The following is a 19,377-nucleotide window of genomic DNA, read 5'->3' on the forward strand; positions in this document are numbered from 1 at the left end:
CCTCATGGCGGGGCCGTCCCCGCACCGTACGCGCATCAGGAGTCCTCCCCGACCGGCCCGGTGGCGGTTTCGGCGGACGCCCTCAGAGGCAGTGCGGCGAGCACCCGGAACCCCCGTCCGGGCGGGGGCCCGCCTCGACGGTGCCGCCCAGGGCGGCCGCCCGCTCCCGCATCCCGGCGAGCCCGTTGCCGCTGCCGCCCGCGTCGGCGCCGGTCGCGGGTCCGTCGTCGTCCACGCGCAGCCGCAGCACGCCCGCCTCGTGGTCCAGGCGCACCCGCGCGTGCCGTGAACCCGAGTGCCGGACGACATTGGTCAGGGCCTCCTGCACGATCCGGAAGGCGGCGAGGTCCGTACCGGGGGCGAGGCGCGGCGGCTTCCCCTCGACGTCCACCGTGAGACCGGCGCTCGCGGCCTGCTCGACCAGTTCGGGCAGGCGGTCGAGCCCGGGCGCCGGGGCGCGGGGCGCGTCGCCGGGGGCGCGCAGGGTGTCCAGCACCTGGCGCACCTCGCCGAGCGCCTCCTTGCTCTGGTCCTTGATCGTGGTGAGGGCCGTGCGGGCCTGCTCGGGGTCGGTGTCGAGGAGTGCCAGCCCGACCCCGGCCTGCACGTTGATCACGGAGATGCTGTGGGCGAGGACGTCGTGCAGCTCCCGCGCGATCCGCAGCCGCTCCTCGTCGGCCCGCCGCCGCGCGGCCTCGGCACGCTCGGCCCGCTCGCGGACCCACTGCTCGCGCCGGACCCGGAACAGCTCCGCCACCGCCGCGATCGCCACCACCCAGGTGGCGACGACGATCTGCTCCCCCCACGAGGCGGCGGAGTCCCCGGACGGCGGCAGCCACCGGAAGAGCCAGTGGGCCACCAGCACGTGCCCGGCCCAGAGCATGCCCATCGCGGCCCACGCCGCCCGGCGGTGCCCGGTGACGATGGCGCCGAAGCAGGCCAGGGCCACGGTGAAGAACACCGGCCCGTAGGGATACCCGGCCCCGAGATAGACCATCACGGCGGCCGCCGTGCCGAACACCACGGCCACCGGATACCGCTTGCGCCACAGCAGCAGCGCTCCGGCCACCAGCAGCAGCACCCGTGCGAAGAGGTCGAGGTGGGCCCGCTCACCCTGCTGTTCGTGGGCGGCGACGTTCGACCCGGCCAGCACGAGCGCGGTCACGAGGACCGTGGATCGCCAGGGCCAGCGGGGCGCCCGCCCTTCCCACCGGTCCCACCGGGTGGGTCCGTGCCGCCACCACCGCCGCGGACCGCCCCGCGCACGCTGCTCGTCCATACCGGCCACGCTAGACGCCCCGCGCCCACGCCCGCGTCACCCCGGCGTGGTGATCACGCGTACTCCCCGGGAAGTACGCGAGCCGACCGGCGGCTCACGCGGGCCCGGGCTCCAGACCCACCCCGCGGGCGAGTTGTCCCACCGCGTGCCGGAAGAACGCCTCCCGGTCCTCCACCACCCGGTTGAACTGGCCGAAGAGCTCGAAGCCGACCAGCCCGAACAGCTGGGCCCAGGCCGCGACGAGTGCCGTGACGACCTCCGGCGGGACGTGGGGGGCGAAATGGGCGACCATCCGTTCGGCCTCCGGTCGGAGGTCGTCCGGGAGCGGGGGGCGGTTCGGGCCGGGAGAGCGGTGGGCGTCGCGGGCGATGCCGATGAGCAGCAGGCCGACGCGGCCGGCGGCGCGGACGGTGGTGTCGGGTGCCGTGTAGCCGGGGACGGGCGTCCCGTAGATCAGCGCGTACTCGTGTGGGTGCTCCAGTGCCCAGCTCCGCACCGCCTCGCAGACCGTGACCCAGCGCTCGAAGGGACCTCCGGCCGCAGCGCCGTGGGCGGCCTCGGCCCTGTCGCCCAGGGAGTCGTAGGCGTCGATGATGAGTGCCGTCAACAGGTCGTCCCGGCTGGGGAAGTAGCGGTACAGCGCGGAGGAGACCATGCCGAGCTCCCTGGCCACGGCCCGCAGGGAGAGCCGGGCGGCTCCCTCGGCGGCGAGCTGTCTGCGGGCCTCGTCCTTGATGGCCGCGGTGACTTCGATCCTGGCCCGGGCGCGGGCGCCGTGTGCGGTGCTCATGACCGGCAGTCTCCCACGGAAGCAGAGCACTGCACACAAAGGAGAGCAGTGAACAAAAAAGAGAGCAGTGCTCTTGCGCAGGTGGGCCGACCCCGTACAGACTGAGTCCGGCAGGAGCGAGAGCGGTGCTCACACAAGAGAGCACCGCTACGCCATCGACGAGGGGGCCCCATGTCCACGCACGTCCGGAAGCCCGGCTGGTTCACCGTCAACGTCTTCAACCGCCTCGTGGCCTGGCTGACTCGCCGCGGCATCAGCGTCTGGGGCTCCCGTGTCCTCGCCGTCCGCGGTCGCAAGAGCGGTCAGTGGCGCACCACCCCGGTCAACCTGCTGACCTTGGACGGCAAGCAGTACCTGGTCGCCCCCCGCGGCCATGTGCAGTGGACGCACAACATGCGCGCCGCGGGCGGCGGCGAACTGCGCCTGGGCAAGCGCGTGGACACCTTCACGGCGGCCGAGGTGGGCGACGACGACAAGGCCCCCGTCCTGCGCGCCTACCTCAAGCGCTGGAAGGCGGAGGTCGGGGTCTTCTTCAACGGAGTGGGCCCCGACTCCCCCGACGAGCAGCTGCGCCGCATCGCCCCCGACCACCCGGTCTTCGAGATCACGCCGACGGGCTGATCACTCCTGCGGGCCGGCCTCGCCGCCCGCCGCGGGGCGGCGGTCCAGCGTGGCCAGGGCACGCTGGGCGATCGGGTGCGTGCGGACGATCTCGCCCAGCGACGTCGAACCCCGCGTGATGTCCCTGAACGCCTTCCAGGCCGGGCGCAGGCCCGTCAGCCCGGCGTGGAACAGCCCGGGGCGACGCATGAACACCGTCAGCAGCCGCTTGCCGACGCTCATCTCCACTCCGAGGCCGGCCTTGACCGCGAACGCGTAGTTGAGAGCCTGCCGGCGCGTGTCCACGGCGTCGTGCGCCTCGGCGATCCGTACCGCCCACTCCCCCGCGAGCCGGCCGGAGCGCAGGGCGAAGGAGATGCCCTCACGGGTCCACGGCTCCAGCAGCCCCGCCGCGTCACCGCACACCAGGACCCGACCGCGCGACAGCGGCGAGTCGTCGGCACGGCAGCGGGTCAAGTGGCCCGAGGAGATGCTCGGTTCGAAGCCCGCGAGGCCGAGGCGGCCGATGAAGTCCTCCAAGTACCGCTTGGTCGCGGCACCTTCGCCACGGGCCGAGATGACCCCGACCGTCAGGGTGTCGCCCTTGGGGAAGACCCAGCCGTAACTGCCGGGGATGGGCCCCCAGTCGATGAGCACCCGGCCCTTCCAGTCCTCGGCGACGGTCTCCGGCACCGGGATCTCGGCCTCCAGCCCGAGATCCACCTGGTCGAGCTTGACCCCGACGTGCGCCCCTATCCGGCTGGCACTGCCGTCCGCCCCGACGACGGCCCGTGCCAGCACCACCTCGCCGCCTTGGAGGACCACCGCCACGGTGCGCCGGTCCGGCACCGACGAGCCGTGCTGCTCGACCCGCTGGACGGTGACACCCGTGCGCAGCTCTGCGCCCGCCTTCTGCGCGTGCTCGACGAGCTGCTGGTCGAACTCGGACCGGTTGATCAGGCCGAAGAGCATCTGCCGGGAGCGGCGCGTCCGCGTGAAACGGCCGTTGTGGGAGAACGTCACCGCGTGCACCCGGTCCCTGAACGGCAGCTCGAAGCCGGGCGGCAGGGCGTCGCGCGAGGGTCCGATGATGCCGCCGCCGCAGGTCTTGTAGCGCGGCAGCTCTGCCTTCTCCAGCAACAGCACACGTCTGCCCGCCACCGCCGCCGCGTACGCGGCCGAAGCGCCCGCGGGTCCCGCGCCCACCACGACGACGTCCCACACCTGCCGCACGTCGTCCGCCGAAGAGTTCTCGCTGCTCACGATGGTCTGATGCTCCCGATCAAGCCGCCTGCCGCTGTCTCCCGCATCCTACGGCGGCGGTCACCGCAGGCCGCTGTGGGAGGATCGGCGGCGTGGGTGGCCCTTACCAGGGGCCTCGCCCGCACCACACGATCACCGCGTACCGAGAGGTACGCACCCGTACAACGTCGCACCCACGAGGAGCGTGCCCATGTCGTCGAATCCGGTCGCCGAGACCGTCGCCTCGCTGATGCCCAGGGCGAAGGAGGAGCTCGCCGAACTGGTGGCCTTCCGGTCGGTGGCGGACTTCGACCAGTTCCCGAGGAGCGAGAGCGAGGGCGCCGCCCGCTGGGTCGCCGACGCGCTCGCCGCCGAGGGTTTCCAGGACGTGGCCCTGCTCGACACCCCCGACGGCACGCAGTCGGTCTACGGCTTCCTGCCGGGGCCCGAGGGCGCGAAGACCGTCCTGCTCTACGCCCACTACGACGTGCAGCCGCCCCTGGACGAGACCGCCTGGACGACCCCGCCCTTCGAGCTGACCGAGCGGGACGGGCGCTGGTACGGGCGCGGGGCCGCCGACTGCAAGGGCGGCCTGATCATGCATCTGCTGGCGCTGCGCGCGCTCAAGGCCGACGGCGGTGTGCCCGTCCATGTGAAGGTGATCGCCGAGGGCTCGGAGGAGATGGGCACGGGCGGCCTGGAGCGGTACGCCGAGGAGCACCCCGGCCTGCTGGAGGCGGACACCATCGTCATCGGCGACGCGGGCAACTTCCGCGTCGGCCTGCCGACCGTCACCACCACCCTGCGCGGCATGACCATGATGCGCGTCCAGGTGGACACGCTCGCGGGCAATCTGCACTCGGGCCAGTTCGGCGGTGCCGCGCCCGACGCGCTGGCCGCCCTGATCCGCGTGCTGGACTCGCTGCGCGCCGAGGACGGTTCGACGACCGTCGAGGGCCTCGCCGGGGGCACGGCCTGGGAGGGGCTCGAGTACACCGAGGAGCAGTTCCGGCAGGACGCCAAGGTGCTGGACGGCGTGGAGCTGATCGGCTCCGGGGCGGTCGCCGACCGCATCTGGGCCCGTCCGGCCGTCACGGTCATCGGCATCGACTGCCCGCCGGTCGTCGGCGCCACCCCGTCCGTGCAGGCGAGCGCCCGGGCGCTGATCAGCCTGCGCGTGCCGCCGGGCGTGGACGCGGGCGAGGCGACCAAGCTGCTCCAGGCGCACCTGGAGTCGCACACGCCGTGGGGCGCGCGGGTCAGCACCGAGCAGATCGGCCAGGGCCAGCCGTTCCGGGCCGACACCACCAGCCCGGCGTACCGGGCCATGGCGGCCGCGATGGCGGTGGCCTACCCGGGCCAGGAGATGCAGTACGCGGGGCAGGGCGGATCCATTCCGCTGTGCAACACGCTGGCCACCCTCTACCCGCGTGCGGAGATCCTGCTCATCGGGCTGAGCGAGCCGGAGGCGCAGATCCACGCGGTGAACGAGAGCGTCTCCCCCCAGGAGCTGGAGCGCCTGTCGGTGGCGGAGGCGCTGTTCCTGCGGAACTACGCGGCGAACTGACCGCTCTGCTCGCAGCAGAAGGCCCTCGCCCTCGGGCGGGGGCTTTTCTACCGTCCTCCCATGGACCTCATCGAGTTGCTCCCCCGGCTGCACCTGCTGCGCTTCCCGGTCGGCCAGGCCTATCTCTGGCGCGACGGCGGCGAACTGACGCTGGTCGACGCCGGCCCGGCGGGCTACGGCAACCGGATCGCCGAGGCGGTGACCGCGCTGGGCCGGCACCCGAGGGACGTACGGCGGATCGTGCTCACCCACTTCCACGCGGATCACGCGGGCGGGGCGGCCGAGTTCGCCGCGCTCAGCGGTGCCGAGGTGCTGGCGCACCGGCTGGACGCGCCCGCCGTACGGGGCGAAGCAGCGGGCCCGGAGCCGTTGTTCGAGGACTGGGAGCGGCCGCTGCACGAGCAGGCGCTGACGCTGCTGCCCGAGGGCGACCACCCCAGGCCCCGGGAGGTCACCGAGGTGTCCGGCGGCGAGGTGCTGGACCTCGGCGGCGGGGCGCACGTCGTGCACGTGCCGGGGCACACGCACGGCAGCATCGCACTCCATCTCCCGGAGCACGGCGTTGTGTTCACGGGTGACACGGTCGCCGCGTCACCCGCCGACGGCACGGTGATGCCGGGAGTGTTCAACCTCGATCGCGGGCAGGTCCTGGCCGCGTGCCACAAGCTGGCGGAGCTCGGCCCGGAGGTGGCCTGCTTCGGTCACGGCGATCCGGTGACGCGGCAGGCGGCGCGAGCCCTGCGGAGCGCGGCGCTCAGGACCTGATCGGGATCGCGAGCAGGATCGGGATCGCACCCGCCGTGTTCAAGGATCACCGCCGATCCGCAACCGGCTGAGGTGGTTCCATGCCGTCAGGGGTCGCCGTGAAGCGGGTCGCCGGCACCTCGAACGGTCCGCCTAACCGAGGGCCGGGTCCAGGACGATGTCCTCCTCGCGCGCGGTGACGGACGGCTCCTCGGGGAAGTGGCAGGCGGTCAGATGACCCGAGGGGCTGCCGTCCACCCGCACCAGCGGCGGTTCCTCCGCGGCGCACTTGTCCTGCGCCTTCCAGCAGCGGGTGCGGAAGCGGCAGCCGGAGGGCGGGTCGATCGGGGACGGCACGTCACCGGCCAGCCGGATGCGTTCGCGCCGGTCGACGGCGTCCGGGTCGGCCTCGGGTACGGCGGACAGCAGGGCGTGTGTGTAGGGGTGCCGGGGGCGGGTGTAGAGGGACTCCCGGTCGGCGACCTCGACGATCTTGCCGAGGTACATCACGGCGACCCGCTCGGAGAAGTGCCGTACGACGGCGAGGTCGTGGGCGATGAAGACGAAGGCGATGCCGAACTCCCGCTGGAGGTCCTGGAGCAGGTTGACGACCTGCGCCTGGATGGAGACGTCCAGGGCGGAGACCGGCTCGTCGGCCACGATCAGCTTCGGCCTGAGGGCGAGGGCCCGGGCGATGCCGATGCGCTGGCGCTGGCCGCCGGAGAACTCGTTGGGGTAGCGGTTGTAGTGCTCGGGGTTGAGCCCGACCGTCTCCAGGAGCTCCTGGGCGCGCTTCTTGTGACCCTGGGGCGGGTTGATGCCGTTGAGCCGCATCGGGGTCTCGATGATGGTGCCGACGGTGTGCCGGGGGTTCAGCGAGGAGTACGGGTCCTGGAAGATCATCTGGAGGTTGCGGCGGGCCTCCCGCATCCGCCCGGGTGACCGGTGCGTGATGTCCTCGCCGTCGAAGACGACGGAGCCGCCGGTGGGTTCGAGCAGCCGGGTGATCAGCCGGCCCGTGGTCGACTTGCCGCAGCCGGACTCCCCGACCAGCCCCAGCGACTCACCGGGTCCGACCGAGAAGTCGATGCCGTCGACGGCCCGGACCGCCCCGATCTGCCGCTGGAAGATGATGCCCTGCCGGATGGGGAAGTGCTTGTGCAGACCGCGTACCTCCAGGAGGTTCTCGCCCGGGGTGCGGTCGGTGTTCTGCCCGGTGAGGGGCTCGGTGGTGCTCACGGCATGTTCCCTTTCGTCCGCCGCCGTCACTGCGCGGCCCGTGCGGCCGCCGCGTCCCGGTCGTCCGGACCGGCCCCGCCGCGGATCTCCCGCTTGGCGTCGTCGCTGAGATGGCACGCGGCGAGGTGGTGCGCGCTGCCGGAGACGAGGCGCAGCTCGGGCCGTTCCGCCGTGCAACCCCCCTGCGGGACCCAGCCCTTGTAGGCGCAGCGCGGGTGGAAGGCGCAGCCGTCCGGCAGGTTGATCAGGCTCGGCGGGCTGCCGGGGATCGGGTTGAGCCGTTCGCCGACATCGCCGCTGAGATGCGGCATCGACTGCAACAGCCCCCAGGTGTAGGGGTGCTGGGGCTGCTTGAGCACATCGCGGGTCGTGCCGTACTCGATGCGGCGACCGCCGTACATCACCAGGATGTCGTCGGCGACGTCGGCGACCACGCCGAGGTCGTGCGTGATGATGACGACGGCGGAGCCGAACTCCTCCTGGAGGTCGCGGATCAGGTCCAGGATCTGCGCCTGGACGGTGACGTCCAGGGCGGTGGTGGGCTCGTCGGCGATGAGCAGGGCCGGGTCGCACACCAGCGACATGGCGATCATGGCGCGCTGGCGCATGCCGCCGGAGAACTGGTGCGGGTAGTCCCTGACCCGGCGCTCGGGCTGCGGGATGCCGACCCGCTTCAGCATCTCCACCGCTCGCTCCCGGGCCTCCTTCCTGGAGACCTTGTGGTGGACCCGGTAGGCCTCGGCGATCTGGGAGCCGACGGTGAAGAAGGGGTGCAGCGCGGACAGCGGGTCCTGGAAGATCATGGAGACCGTCCGGCCGCGCAGGGCGCGCATCCCGGCCTCGGGCAGGGCGACGAGTTCCCTGCCGTCCAGCCAGATCTCGCCCGAGACCTGGGCGCGGGTGCCCTTGTGCAGTCCGAGCAGGGCCAGTGAGGTCACCGACTTGCCGGAGCCGGACTCGCCGACGATGCCGAGGGTCCTGCCCTTCTCCAGGGTGAAGGAGACGCCGTCGACGGACTTGACGAGGCCGTCCTCGGTCGGGAAGTGCACCCTCAGGTCGCGTACGTCGAGGAAGGGCGCGGGCGCGGGTGTGACGTCCACGGGCTGCGGTGAGGTCGATACGGACACGGGTGTTCCTAAGGACGAAGAAGGGCTCAGGCCAGGCGCACGCGAGGGTCGACGAGGCCGTACACCAGGTCGACGACGACGTTGGCGAGGACGACGAACGTCGCGGCGAAGAGCGTGGTGCCGAGGATGACCGGCAGGTCGGAGTTCTGCACGGAGTCGACCGCGAGCTTGCCGATGCCGTTGATGCCGAACACCGACTCGGTGATGACCGCGGAGCCGCCGATGAGGGATCCGACGTCCATGCCGAAGATAGTGATGATCGGGGTGATGGCGGCGCGCAGTCCGTGCTTGAGGACGACGGTGGCGGCCGGCAGGCCCTTGGCGCGGGCGGTGCGCATGTAGTCCTCGGCGAAGACCTCCAGCATGGAGGAGCGGGTGAGCCGGGTGTACATGGCGAGGTAGACGATGACCAGGGTGGTCCACGGCAGGAGCAGCCCCTGAAACCAGGCGGCCGGGTCCTCGGTGATCGGCGTGTAGCCGGAGGTCGGCAGGATCTGGAACTTGTCGACGAAGAGGTACAGCAGGAGCAGGCCGATGAAGTAGATCTGCACCGACACGCCGAACAGGGCGAGTCCCACCGCCGCCTTGTCGGCGGCCCGGCCCCTGCGCACCGCCGCGACGGTGCCGAGGCCGACGCCCAGGACCAGGAAGGCCACCGCGGCACCGACCCCGAGGGAGAGGTCCGCCGGGAAGTCCGAGAGCAGCGTGGTGAGGACCGGGGTGTCGGTCTGGAAGGAGACGCCGAGGCAGGGCGCGCCGCAGTGGATGCGCACGCTCTGGTCGCCGAAGTCGCGTCCGGCGAACAGCCCCTTGAGGAACTCCCAGTACTGGGTCAGATAGCTCCGGTCCAGGCCCAGGGAGTGCTTGATCTCCGCGAGCCGGGAGGGTGAGCAGGTCTTTCCGCAGGCCAGCAGGGCGGGGTCGGACGGCAGCGCGAAGAAGATGAAGAAGGTGATCGTGGTGATCACCAGCATGATCACGGTCGCTGCCAGCAGGCGTCTGATGAGGTAACGAAACATGAGGTGCCGGGACCTGACGTGAGTGGGATGCCCGCCGGCGGCCGGGGCCGCCGGCGGGGTGTGGTGGAGACGGTTCCGTCAGTGCTTGATGTAGACGTGGACCAGGCTCGGCTCGGCGAGGATCGTGTCGGAGATGACTCCGCCGACCTTGGAGCCGGACATGTCGCTGAAGTTCATGTACATCAGCGGGACCACGGCGGCGTCCTTGAGGATCTGCTCGTCCATCTGGCCGTAGGCCGCGTTGCGCTGTCCGACGTCGGTCATCCTGGCGGCCTTGTCGATGAGGGAGTTGACCTTGGGGTCGTTCAGGTAGGAGAGGTCCTGGTTCGACTGCGGGTTCTTCGCGATGAGGCGGCCGTCGAAGAGGGTGGGCAGCACCGTGGAGGCGTTGGGCCAGTCGGCGATCCAGTCGCCCCAGGTCAGGTCGTACTGGTTCTTGGTGTTGTCGATGGTGCTGAAGTAGTTGGCCGCGTCGATGGGGGTGATGTTGACGTGGATGCCGATGCGTCCCAGCGCGGTCTTCACGGCGTCGGCGAAGTGCTCCTGGGTGGGGGTGTTCTCCACAGCGATCGACATGGTGGGCTTGGGGTCGCCCGCCTGCTTCATCAGTGCCTTGGCCTTGGCGAGGTTGCCGGCCGGGTTGGCGCTGTACAGGCTGAACTTCTTGTAGCCGCCGATGCCGGGGCTCAGCATCGTGGTGGCGTAGTCGCCGTACGCGGAGCCGCCGAACGCGCCGCGCACCGTGGTCTTGTCGATGGCGTACTCGATCGCCTGACGGACCTTCAGGTCCTTCACCCGGGTGGTGTTGATGGCCAGGTAGTTGATGCCGGGCGCCGGGATCTTGTAGTAACGGCTCTTCAGCGAGGGGTCGTTGGCCAGCTGGGACAGGTCGGAGCCCGCGATCGGCCACTGCTGGATCGACGTCTGCGCGGTGCCGGCGTCGGCCTTGATCTGCTGGTCGATGGCCGACTCGTCCTGGCCGAACTTCACGTCCATCTCGTCGACGTTCTGCTGCCGGATGGGGTCGGTCGACTGCGACCAGTGGGTGTTGCGGGTGAGGACGAGTTCCTTGTTCTTGGTGTACGACTTGATCATGTACGGGCCGTCGGACCAGACCTTGGTGTCGTAGGTCGAGCCGGTGTCGTGGGCCTTCGGCACGGCCGCCCAGCCGGTCATGGCGGTGGTCTCGTTGAAGTCGGCCACCGGCTGGTTGAGGTGGAAGACGATCGTGTACTTGTCCGGCGTCCGGATGGAGTCGAGCTGCTTGCCCTGGTACGGGCCCTTGTAGTCGGCGCCGCCGACGAGCCACTGGGCCGCGTAGGGCGGGCCGCCGTTGATGTCGGAGGAGAAGAACCGCTCGACTCCGTACTTGACGTCCGGTGCGGTGACCTCGGTGCCGTCCTGGTACTTGACGCCGTGCTTGAGGTGGAAGGTCCAGACGGTGGCGCCCTTGGAGGGGGTGCCGGTGTCGGTGGCCAGGTCGCCGACGAGTTTCGGCTTCGAGCCGGTCTCGTCCCAGCCGGTCAGGTTCCGGACGATCTCCTGGTCCATGCTCGAGCCCTCGGTCGTGTAGACGCGCTGGGGATCGAGGTGGTCGAAGTCCGCCTTGTCGAGGACGGTCAGGGTGCCGCCCTTCCCGGGGGTGCCGCTGCCGCCGGTGCTGGAGGACCCTCCGCACGCGGTGGCTCCGAGGGCGATCGCCACGGCGGTTGCCGCGAGAGCGACCGTGCGGGATCTGCGCGTTCTGCGCGTCATGGGGGAAACTCCGTTCTTGCTACGGGCTCGGCGGGCGTTCGTGGGACCGCCGGGCCGATATGTCGGGGGTGGCTTGTCAGCCGCGCCGGGCGCGGGGGTCCAGGGCGTCCCGGACGCCGTCCCCGAGGAGGTTGAGCGCCAGGACCAGCAGGAGGAGCAGGACGCCGGGCACGAAGAGGTACATCGGGTCCTGGAGGAAGAACTGGGAGGCGTCCGACAGCAACGCTCCCCAGTCGGGGTTCGGCGGGATGACACCGACACCCAGGTACGACAGCGCCGCCTCGGTGGTGATGTTCTGCGGGACGGCGAGCGCGAAGGAGATCAGGATCGGCGCCCACAGGTTGGGCAGCAGCTGCCGGAAGAGGATGTGCCGCCGGCCGGCGCTCATCAGCCGCGCCGCGTCGACGAACTCCCGCTCGCGCAGGGACAGTACCTGTCCGCGGACGAGCCGGGCGGTGTAGGCCCAGGCGAACACGGCGATGTTGAGGACCAGGACGAGCAGCCGGAGGTTCTCGTCGGTGCCGCCGTGGCTGTTGGTCTGCAGGGCGTTCTGGATCACCGGGGTGAGCGCGATGATGAACAGCAGCTGCGGGAACGCCAGCATCACGTCCATGATCCGGGACAGCAGGGAGTCGACCCAGCCGCCGAAGTAGCCGGCGGCCAGCCCCGCGACGACGCCGACGGCGGTGGACAGCAGCGCCGAGGCGAATCCCACGTAGAGGGAGGTGCGCAGGCCGTAGACGATGCGGGCGAACAGGTCGTAGCCCGTGCCCGGTTCGACGCCGAGCAGGTGCTGGGCGCTGACGCCGCCGAGCGATCCGTAGGGGAAATTCCCCGTGTCCGGATTGATCGCCTTGTTGTCGGGGGTGATCGGCCCCCAGCCGGTCAGCGCGGTGAGGACCGGTGCGAGGAGCGCGATCGCGATGAACAGGAGGGTGGCCGCCAGGGCGACCGTGGTGACCTTGTCCCGCCTGATCCGACGCCAGGCCATCCGGGCCGGTGAGCGGCCGGCGACAGCCGTGCCGCCGGGTCTGGAGTCCTGCGTCGACGGTTCGGTCAGCAGCGTGGTGCCGCCGCCGGTGTCGACCGGCTGGTGTTGCGTGGTCATCGTACGGACATCCCGGATCTGCCCCTGGGGCAAGGAAATTGGGTGGCGGTCGTTGCTTCCGCCGTGAGACTCTGCGGACTTTCGCAACGGCGTGCGAGTCCGGTCAAGCCGCGCAGGGGCGAGAAAAGGGATTGTTTGCGGACATGGAAAAGTGTTGACGAGAGCGGGGAATGCGATTACCCGGCGCGTGAAGGTCTGCGGGAGATTCCTTGGGCAGCGATTGGCCGTGGCTCCGCCGCCGTTTCCCCTCGCTTTTCCCTCGGAATTCCCCGCGCCGGGTAAAGAGAGCCGTGCGTGAAACCGGTCGTCAGCCGACGGGTACCCCGGCCTCCAGATAGAACGCCGCTCCGCGCTCCTTGGCCCTCAGGGCCCAGCGCAGCCGCTCGTAGCGCACCGGGGGCAGCAGACCGGCGGCCTCCTCCTCGGTGACGAACCGCCAGGCGCGCAGCTCCGGACCGGGCAGCAGCAGCCGGCCCGCCTCACGGGAGTGCAGGAGGCCGCCGTCGAAGAGCAGCCGCAGACCGCCGAACCCGGGGGGCACAGGACGCTCCCAGTCGACGACGAGCAGGCGCGGCACCTCGTCGAGGTGGATGCCGGTCTCCTCGGCGACCTCGCGCATCCCTGCGCGTGCGGGTGCCTCACCGCGTTCGACGACGCCGCCGGGGAACTCCCAGCCGGCCTTGTACGTGGGGTCGACGAGCAGGACCCGGTCCTGCTCGTCGAAGAGGAGCACTCCGGCGGCGAGCGTCTCGGCGGTCGGCTCGGGCGTCTGCACGATGTCGCAGACGGGCGCGGCACCGCTGGAGACGGCCTCGGCGATGCGGACGGCCGTCTCGTAGGGCGTGAGGTCGCTGGTGTCGACCGGGTGGGCGTCGGCGGTCAGCCAGGAGGCGAGGGCGGCGCGGTAGGGCTCGATGTGGTCGGAGGACCACCGGCGTATTCGTATCTCGCCGTCGGGCAGGTCCCGCGGTACGTCGCGGCTCGCCGTGCGTTCCCGCAGTATCGTTTCGGCCGGAGTGAGCAGGATGTGACTGACCGGAATCCTGCGTGCGGCCAGGCCGCCGAAGATCTCGTCGCGGTACTCCTGGCGCAGCAGGGTCATGGGCACGATGAGGGTCCCGCCGAGTTCGGCGAGCATGGCGGCCGCCGTGTCGATCACGAGCCGTCGCCAGATCGGCAGGTCCTGGAAGTCGCCGGCTTCGGCGAGGCGTTTGGGCGGCAGCAGGTGGGCGAGCGTGCCGCCGATGACCTCCGGGTCGAAGAGCGTGCTGTTCGGGATCAGTTCGATCAGCTCCCGTGCGGCGGTCGTCTTCCCCGCACCGAACGCGCCGTTGATCCAGACGACGGTCACAGGTCCCCCTCTTCTGTTGGCCCCCTGAGGCTTGCCCGCTCCACCCTGCCACGGAAACCAGCCGCAGTTGAGGGCGCATGACGACGGCGCCGGCGCCCCCTGTGGCGGGAGCACCGGCGCCGTGCGGGCGGGCCGTGGGCCGTCAGCCCTTCTTCTTCTGCTGGCTGCCGTCCTCCCGGTCCAGGGACAGGCTGTCCTTGGCGACGGTCTCGTCGAGGGTCTTGAGGGTCTCGTCGACGCTCAGGGTGCCCAGACCGTCCCCGAGGGCGTGCGACGGGGTGACCGCCGCGACGACGAAGCCGGTGGCGAGGGAGGCGATGGCGAGCATGCTGCGCTTCTTCATGCCCGACTCAACTGCCGGACCCGCTCCGGGGTCACGCGGCCGCGTACGACCGGGCGACACAGGGCGTCACCCTCAGTCGCCGTCCCGGTCGGCGGCCCACTCCCCCGGGCCGCCGCCTCGCCACTCGATGAGCCCCGTGGCCGCCACGTACGTCTCGTCCGCGTCCTCGATCCCGGCCCGCCGCAGGAACTCGGCCACGTCGAGGGGGCCGTAGGCGATGCCGAGGAACTGGTCGTCCACACGGACCCGACGGCCGCCGTCCGCGGCGGGCGGGTAGACCACGACGGGTTTCACGGACGCCATGGCACCAGGGTGCGCGGGGAGTGCGCCGGCCGCGCGCCGGGCTGGGCCGTTCGGCCCGGGGCCCTTGCGGCGCGCACGTGGCGCGGGCCGGCACCCGGGGACGCCGGCGGTGCGGGACGGCGCCCTTCCCGGTGCCGTCCCGGCGGCTCGCTCAGGCGCCCACGTAGGCCGCCAGGTGCTCACCGGTCAGCGTGGAGCGGGACTCGACGAGGTCGGCCGGAGTGCCCTCGAAGACGATCCGGCCGCCGTCGTGGCCCGCGCCGGGGCCGAGGTCGATGATCCAGTCGGCGTGCGCCATGACCGCCTGGTGGTGCTCGATCACGATGACCGACCTGCCGGAGTCGACGAGCCGGTCCAGCAGGCCCAGCAGCTGCTCCACGTCCGCGAGGTGTAGGCCGGTGGTCGGCTCGTCGAGGACGTACACGCCGCCCTTCTCACCGAGGTGCGTGGCCAGCTTGAGCCGCTGGCGCTCCCCGCCGGACAGCGTGGTCAGCGGCTGGCCGAGCGTGAGGTAGCCGAGCCCGACGTCGACGAGCCGCTCCAGGATCCGGTGCGCGGCCGGGGTGCGGGCCTCGCCGCCGCCGAAGAACTCCTCGGCCTGCGTCACCGGCATCGCCAGCACCTCGCTGATGTCACGGCCGCCGAGCCGGTACTCCAGCACCGACGCCTCGAACCGCCGGCCCTCGCACTCCTCGCACGGGGTGGCGACGCTCTGCATGATCGCCAGGTCGGTGTAGATGACACCGGCACCGTTGCAGGCGGGGCAGGCGCCCTCGGAGTTGGCGCTGAACAGCGCCGGCTTCACGCCGTTGGCCTTGGCGAAGGCCTTGCGGATCGGGTCCGCCAGCCCGGTGTACGTCGCCGGGTTGCTGCGCCGCGAGCCGCGGATGGGGGTCTGGTCGATCGCCACCACGCCCTCGTCGGCGGGGATCGAGCCGTGCACGAGGGAGCTCTTGCCCGAGCCGGCGACGCCGGTGATCACGGTGAGGACGCCGAGCGGGATGTCGACGTCGACGCTGCGCAGGTTGTTCGCCGAGGCGCCCCGGATCTCCAGCGCGCCGGTGGGCTTGCGGACGGCCGGCTTGATCTTGGCCCGGTCGTCGAGGTGCCGGCCGGTGACGGTGCCGCTGCCCCGCAGCCCTTCCAGGGTGCCCTCGAAACAGACGGTGCCGCCCGCCGTGCCGGCGCCGGGGCCGAGGTCCACGACGTGGTCGGCGATGGCGATCGTCTCCGGCTTGTGCTCCACGACCAGCACGGTGTTGCCCTTGTCGCGCAGCCGCAGCAGCAGGTTGTTCATCCGCTGGATGTCGTGCGGGTGCAGGCCGATGGACGGCTCGTCGAAGACGTACGTGACGTCGGTGAGCGAGGAGCCGAGATGGCGGATCATCTTGGTGCGCTGCGCCTCGCCGCCGGAGAGCGTGCCCGAGGACCGGTCGAGCGAGAGGTAGCCGAGGCCGATCTCCACGAACGAGTCCAGGGTGTGCTGGAGCTTGGCGAGCAGCGGCGCCACCGACGGCTCCGCCAGGCCCCGTACCCACTCCGCCAGGTCGCGGATCTCCATCGCGCAGGCGTCGGCGATGTTGACCTCGCCGATCTTCGAGGAGCGGGCCAGTTCGCTGAGCCGGGTGCCGTCGCACTCCGGACACCGGCTGAAGGTGACCGCCCGGTCGACGAAGGCCCGGATGTGCGGCTGCATCGACTCGCGGTCCTTGGAGAGGAAGGTCTTCTGGATCTTCGGGATCAGTCCCTCGTAGGTGAGGTTGACGCCGTTGATCTTCACCTTGGTCGGCTCGCGGTACAGGAAGTCGTGCCGCTCCTTCTTGGTGTACTCACGGATCGGCTTGTCCTTGTCGAAGAAGCCCGACTCGGCGATGACCCGCACCACCCAGCCGCCCCCTGTGTAGGTGGGGATGGTGAAGGGGTCCTCGGAGAGCGACTTGGAGTCGTCGTAGAGCTGGGTGAGGTCGATGTCGGAGACCGTGCCCCGGCCCTCGCAGTGCGTGCACATGCCGCCGGTGCGGCTGAAGGACACCTTCTCGGTCCTGGTCTTGTCGGCCCCCCGGTCCACCGTGAAACCCCCGCTCGCCGAGACCGAGGCGGTGTTGAAGGAGAACGCGCCGGGCGGGCCGATGTGGGGCCTGCCGAGGCGGCTGAAGAGGATCCGCAGCATCGCGTTGGCGTCGGTGGCGGTGCCGACCGTGGAGCGGGGGTCGGAGCCCATGCGCTGCTGGTCGACGGCGATGGCGGTCGTCAGCCCGTCCAGCACGTCGACATCGGGCCGGGCCAGGTTGGGCATGAATCCCTGGAGGAAGGCGCTGTAGGTCTCGTTGATCAGGCGCTGCGACTCCGCCGCGATCGTGTCGAACACCAGCGAGCTCTTGCCCGAGCCGGAGACGCCGGTGAACACCGTGAGCCGGCGCTTCGGGATCTCGATGCTGACGTCCTTGAGGTTGTTCTCGCGTGCGCCGTGCACGCGGATCACGTCATGGCTGTCGGCAACGTGCGGCCCGGGCGACTGTCTGTCCGTCGTCGTGGCCTTGCTCATGGTGTCTCCATCTGTCGGGCGGCGCTGCCGCGCTCGGACGATCTCGTTGCCCCGCGCCGCTCCCGGGGAGCGGCGCGGGCCGTGCGGTGCGGTGACTGCTACGACGCCTTCAGCTGCTGGATGCGGACCATGTTGCCCGCGGGGTCGCGGAAGGCGCAGTCGCGGACGCCGTAGGGCTGGTCCACCGGCTCCTGGACCACCTCGGCGTCGCCCGCCTGCACCCGCTCGAAGGTGGCGTCGACGTCGGTGGTGGCCAGGACGATGCTGGCGTAGGTGCCCTTGGCCATCATCTCGGCGATGGTGCGGCGCTCGTCCTCGGTGACGCCGGGGTCGGCGGCCGGCGGGTGCAGCACGATGCTGGTGCCGGGCTGGCCGACGGGGCCGACCGTGATCCAGCGCATGCCCTCGTATCCGACGTCGTTTCTGACTTCGAAGCCGAGGGTGTCGCGGTAGAACGCCAGGGCGGCGTCCGGGTCGTCGTGCGGAAGGAAGCTGGCGTGAATGCGAAGGTCCATGGCTCTCACGCTAGTTTCGGCCCGAGGCCGGCGCTTCTCGATTCCTGACCGGTCTGGTCACCTGCTTGGCCACGCAGGAGGGAATGCCCGCCGTGGCCCGGGCCGCCTCACGCCGGTAGGCACTGGGCGGCATGCCCACCAGCTCGGTGAAACGGGTGCTGAAGGTGCCCAGTGACGCGCAGCCGACCTCGAAGCACACCTCGGTGACGCTGAGGTCGCCCCGGCGCAGCAGCGCCATGGCGCGCTCGATGCGCCGCGTCATGAGATAGCTGTACGGCGACTCGCCGTACGCCTGCCGGAACTCACGGCTGAGATGCCCCGCCGACATGTGCACCCCCCGGGCGAGCGCCTCGACGTCCAGAGGCTTCGCGTACTCACGGTCGATGCGGTCCTTCACGCGACGCAGCCGGGCGAGGTCACGCAGGTGCTGTGCCGTGGTGGGTCTGCTGCTCACAAGCGCGATCGTGCCACATCGCACGCACGTGCGGCCGATTTCCACCTAAACGGACCGGACCGGTCCGTATCCCCCGGAGGGTGGCCGTCCCGCCGGTCCCGCTGCACCCCACATCACCGGCGGGTGGCCGTCCCGCCGATCCCCGCCGCACCCCGGATCACCCGCGGAGGGCCGAACCACCGGCCCCCACGGCGTCCCGCATCACCCCACCACAGGCTGAACGTTCCTGCTTGATCGGCCGCCCCGGTCTCACACCCCGGCCGCCGCCGCGTCCGTCCGTTTCGCCAGGGCTGCCGCCGCCGCGCCCACCAGGCCGGCGTCCGTGCCCATCTGCGCGGGTGCCACGGTCAGCTCCCGGACGAAGGACAGGGTCGCGTAGTCGCCCAACGCCTTGCGCAGCGGCGTGAAGAGGACGTCGCCCGCCTTGCCCACTCCCCCGCCGATCACGGCGATGTCGATCTCCACGAGCGTGGCGGTCGCGGCGATCCCGGCGGCCAGGGCCTGGGCGGCGCGTTCGAAGGAGGCGACGGCGACCGGGTCGCCGGAGCGGGCCGCGGCGGCCACCGCGGCGGCGGACGTGTCTCCGTCGGGGCCGGGCCGCCAGCCGTTCTCCAGGGCGCGCCGGGCGATGTTGGGGCCGCTGGCGATGCGCTCCACACAGCCGTGCGAGCCGCACGGGCACAGATCGCCGTCGAGGTCCACGCTGATGTGCCCGATGTGACCGGCGTTGCCGGTGGGTCCCGGGTGCAGCCGGCCGCCGAGCACCAGACCGCCTCCGACGCCCGTGGAGACGACCATGCACAGTGCGTTGTCGTGTCCCCGGGCGGCGCCCTGCCAGTGTTCGGCCGCCGTGATCGCCACACCGTCGCCTATCAGCTCGACGGGCAGGTCCCCGGCCGCGGCCCGGACCCGCGCCACCAGCGGGTAGTCGCGCCAGCCGGGCACGTTCACCGGACTCACCGTGCCCGCGGAGGCGTCCACGGGCCCGGCGCTGCCGATCCCGACGGCCGTGGCCCGTCCCCACAGCGGCGACGCGGTGAGCTCGCCGAGCACCTCCTCCACGGCCCGCATCACGGTGTCTCCGTCCTCCCGGGCGGGCGTGGGCCGCTGCGCGCGGGCCAGAATCCGGCCACGGCCGTCCACCAGGGCGCCGGCGATCTTGGTGCCGCCGATGTCGAGCGCGGCCACGAGGTCGGTGTGCATCAGAGTCGGATCTCCCCGTCGGACATGCGTGAGAAAAAAGCCGAGAAAGCCGTCAAGCAGGGCACGCAGCGGACCGGTCCCGCGACAGCGCGCGGGGCCGGAGAGTGCGGTGGACAGTCTCCCCCGAGCCTGACAACGTTGTCCAGGCTCTATGCTCGACGCCACATCCTCATACAAACCCAGGATCGACGCA

The 19,377-nt window shown here is 71.3% G+C and carries 17 protein-coding genes and 1 pseudogene; 3 read left to right on the forward strand and 15 right to left on the reverse strand.

From position 1 onward, the window contains the following. Positions 1 to 35: 35 nt before the first annotated feature. Together AC0665_RS18330 and AC0665_RS18335 are read right to left on the reverse strand one after the other, a co-directional pair. Positions 36 to 1,279: pseudogene (locus tag AC0665_RS18330) on the reverse strand (sensor histidine kinase). A 94-nt stretch (positions 1,280 to 1,373) separates the two neighbouring features. Beyond that, a complete protein-coding gene (locus AC0665_RS18335; protein ID WP_478610374.1) occupies positions 1,374 to 2,069 on the reverse strand; it encodes a TetR/AcrR family transcriptional regulator in 696 nt (231 codons plus the stop codon). A gap of 171 nt (positions 2,070 to 2,240) precedes the next feature. Between AC0665_RS18335 and AC0665_RS18340 the strand changes: the two genes are divergently transcribed. Then, positions 2,241 to 2,690, forward strand: a complete 450-nt coding sequence (locus AC0665_RS18340; protein WP_468405614.1) for a nitroreductase family deazaflavin-dependent oxidoreductase — start codon at positions 2,241 to 2,243, stop codon at positions 2,688 to 2,690. Here AC0665_RS18340 and AC0665_RS18345 read toward each other — a convergent pair whose 3' ends face one another. Further along, the gene (locus AC0665_RS18345) at positions 2,691 to 3,932 is read right to left on the reverse strand and encodes a geranylgeranyl reductase family protein (protein WP_468405612.1); all 1,242 of its coding nucleotides are present in this window, start codon (positions 3,930 to 3,932) and stop codon (positions 2,691 to 2,693) included. Between the two features lie 190 nt (positions 3,933 to 4,122). On the opposite strand from AC0665_RS18345, the gene AC0665_RS18350 reads away from it, so the two are divergent. Together AC0665_RS18350 and AC0665_RS18355 are read left to right on the forward strand one after the other, a co-directional pair. After that, positions 4,123 to 5,478: a M20/M25/M40 family metallo-hydrolase gene (locus AC0665_RS18350; protein ID WP_468405610.1), complete on the forward strand. Its 1,356-nt coding sequence runs from the start codon at positions 4,123 to 4,125 to the stop codon at positions 5,476 to 5,478. Between the two features lie 60 nt (positions 5,479 to 5,538). Further along, complete coding sequence (locus AC0665_RS18355; protein WP_468637733.1) at positions 5,539 to 6,243, forward strand: MBL fold metallo-hydrolase; 705 nt, start codon at positions 5,539 to 5,541, stop codon at positions 6,241 to 6,243. Between the two features lie 132 nt (positions 6,244 to 6,375). Here AC0665_RS18355 and AC0665_RS18360 read toward each other — a convergent pair whose 3' ends face one another. The 12 genes from AC0665_RS18360 to AC0665_RS18415 form a co-directional block, all read right to left on the reverse strand. Then, positions 6,376 to 7,461, reverse strand: a complete 1,086-nt coding sequence (locus AC0665_RS18360; RefSeq protein ID WP_478509100.1) for an ABC transporter ATP-binding protein — start codon at positions 7,459 to 7,461, stop codon at positions 6,376 to 6,378. A 26-nt stretch (positions 7,462 to 7,487) separates the two neighbouring features. Beyond that, positions 7,488 to 8,588 carry an ABC transporter ATP-binding protein gene (locus AC0665_RS18365; protein WP_478705353.1) on the reverse strand — a complete coding sequence of 367 codons (1,101 nt, stop codon included), beginning with the start codon at positions 8,586 to 8,588 and terminating at the stop codon, positions 7,488 to 7,490. Between the two features lie 26 nt (positions 8,589 to 8,614). Further along, the gene (locus AC0665_RS18370) at positions 8,615 to 9,607 is read right to left on the reverse strand and encodes an ABC transporter permease (RefSeq protein ID WP_478705354.1); all 993 of its coding nucleotides are present in this window, start codon (positions 9,605 to 9,607) and stop codon (positions 8,615 to 8,617) included. A gap of 78 nt (positions 9,608 to 9,685) precedes the next feature. Continuing rightward, a complete protein-coding gene (locus AC0665_RS18375; protein WP_478705355.1) occupies positions 9,686 to 11,362 on the reverse strand; it encodes an ABC transporter substrate-binding protein in 1,677 nt (558 codons plus the stop codon). 76 nt (positions 11,363 to 11,438) lie between these two features. Then, positions 11,439 to 12,470: an ABC transporter permease gene (locus tag AC0665_RS18380; protein WP_478509104.1), complete on the reverse strand. Its 1,032-nt coding sequence runs from the start codon at positions 12,468 to 12,470 to the stop codon at positions 11,439 to 11,441. A 307-nt stretch (positions 12,471 to 12,777) separates the two neighbouring features. Then, on the reverse strand, positions 12,778 to 13,821 hold the full coding sequence (locus AC0665_RS18385) for an NUDIX hydrolase (protein ID WP_468405596.1): 1,044 nt from the start codon (positions 13,819 to 13,821) through the stop codon (positions 12,778 to 12,780). Between the two features lie 142 nt (positions 13,822 to 13,963). Beyond that, positions 13,964 to 14,164, reverse strand: coding sequence for a hypothetical protein (locus tag AC0665_RS18390; RefSeq protein WP_363117786.1), 201 nt, complete (start codon positions 14,162 to 14,164; stop codon positions 13,964 to 13,966). Between the two features lie 72 nt (positions 14,165 to 14,236). Then, a complete protein-coding gene (locus tag AC0665_RS18395; protein WP_468405594.1) occupies positions 14,237 to 14,467 on the reverse strand; it encodes a hypothetical protein in 231 nt (76 codons plus the stop codon). A gap of 151 nt (positions 14,468 to 14,618) precedes the next feature. Next, positions 14,619 to 17,012: an ATP-binding cassette domain-containing protein gene (locus AC0665_RS18400; protein WP_478509107.1), complete on the reverse strand. Its 2,394-nt coding sequence runs from the start codon at positions 17,010 to 17,012 to the stop codon at positions 14,619 to 14,621. Between the two features lie 98 nt (positions 17,013 to 17,110). Then, positions 17,111 to 17,527, reverse strand: a complete 417-nt coding sequence (locus AC0665_RS18405) for a VOC family protein (RefSeq protein ID WP_468405590.1) — start codon at positions 17,525 to 17,527, stop codon at positions 17,111 to 17,113. 10 nt (positions 17,528 to 17,537) lie between these two features. Further along, positions 17,538 to 17,981 carry a helix-turn-helix transcriptional regulator gene (locus tag AC0665_RS18410; protein WP_468405588.1) on the reverse strand — a complete coding sequence of 148 codons (444 nt, stop codon included), beginning with the start codon at positions 17,979 to 17,981 and terminating at the stop codon, positions 17,538 to 17,540. A 249-nt stretch (positions 17,982 to 18,230) separates the two neighbouring features. Next, on the reverse strand, positions 18,231 to 19,184 hold the full coding sequence (locus tag AC0665_RS18415; protein ID WP_478610380.1) for an ROK family protein: 954 nt from the start codon (positions 19,182 to 19,184) through the stop codon (positions 18,231 to 18,233). Between the last annotated feature and the right edge of the window lie 193 nt (positions 19,185 to 19,377).

It is taken from the genome of Streptomyces sp. NPDC043685 (genome assembly GCF_056436585.1).

Bases quoted from the DNA above. Each gene is read 5' to 3' on its own strand.
- AC0665_RS18355 (WP_468637733.1), top strand. From the start codon at position 5,539: ATGGACCTCATCGAGTTGCTCCCCCGGCTGCACCTGCTGCGCTTCCCG.
- AC0665_RS18390 (WP_363117786.1), bottom strand. From the start codon at position 14,164: ATGAAGAAGCGCAGCATGCTCGCCATCGCCTCCCTCGCCACCGGCTTC.
- AC0665_RS18405 (WP_468405590.1), bottom strand. From the start codon at position 17,527: ATGGACCTTCGCATTCACGCCAGCTTCCTTCCGCACGACGACCCGGAC.
- AC0665_RS18395 (WP_468405594.1), bottom strand. From the start codon at position 14,467: ATGGCGTCCGTGAAACCCGTCGTGGTCTACCCGCCCGCCGCGGACGGC.
- AC0665_RS18335 (WP_478610374.1), bottom strand. From the start codon at position 2,069: ATGAGCACCGCACACGGCGCCCGCGCCCGGGCCAGGATCGAAGTCACC.
- AC0665_RS18375 (WP_478705355.1), bottom strand. From the start codon at position 11,362: ATGACGCGCAGAACGCGCAGATCCCGCACGGTCGCTCTCGCGGCAACC.
- AC0665_RS18350 (WP_468405610.1), top strand. From the start codon at position 4,123: ATGTCGTCGAATCCGGTCGCCGAGACCGTCGCCTCGCTGATGCCCAGG.
- AC0665_RS18400 (WP_478509107.1), bottom strand. From the start codon at position 17,012: ATGAGCAAGGCCACGACGACGGACAGACAGTCGCCCGGGCCGCACGTT.
- AC0665_RS18415 (WP_478610380.1), bottom strand. From the start codon at position 19,184: ATGCACACCGACCTCGTGGCCGCGCTCGACATCGGCGGCACCAAGATC.
- AC0665_RS18380 (WP_478509104.1), bottom strand. From the start codon at position 12,470: ATGACCACGCAACACCAGCCGGTCGACACCGGCGGCGGCACCACGCTG.
- AC0665_RS18370 (WP_478705354.1), bottom strand. From the start codon at position 9,607: ATGTTTCGTTACCTCATCAGACGCCTGCTGGCAGCGACCGTGATCATG.
- AC0665_RS18340 (WP_468405614.1), top strand. From the start codon at position 2,241: ATGTCCACGCACGTCCGGAAGCCCGGCTGGTTCACCGTCAACGTCTTC.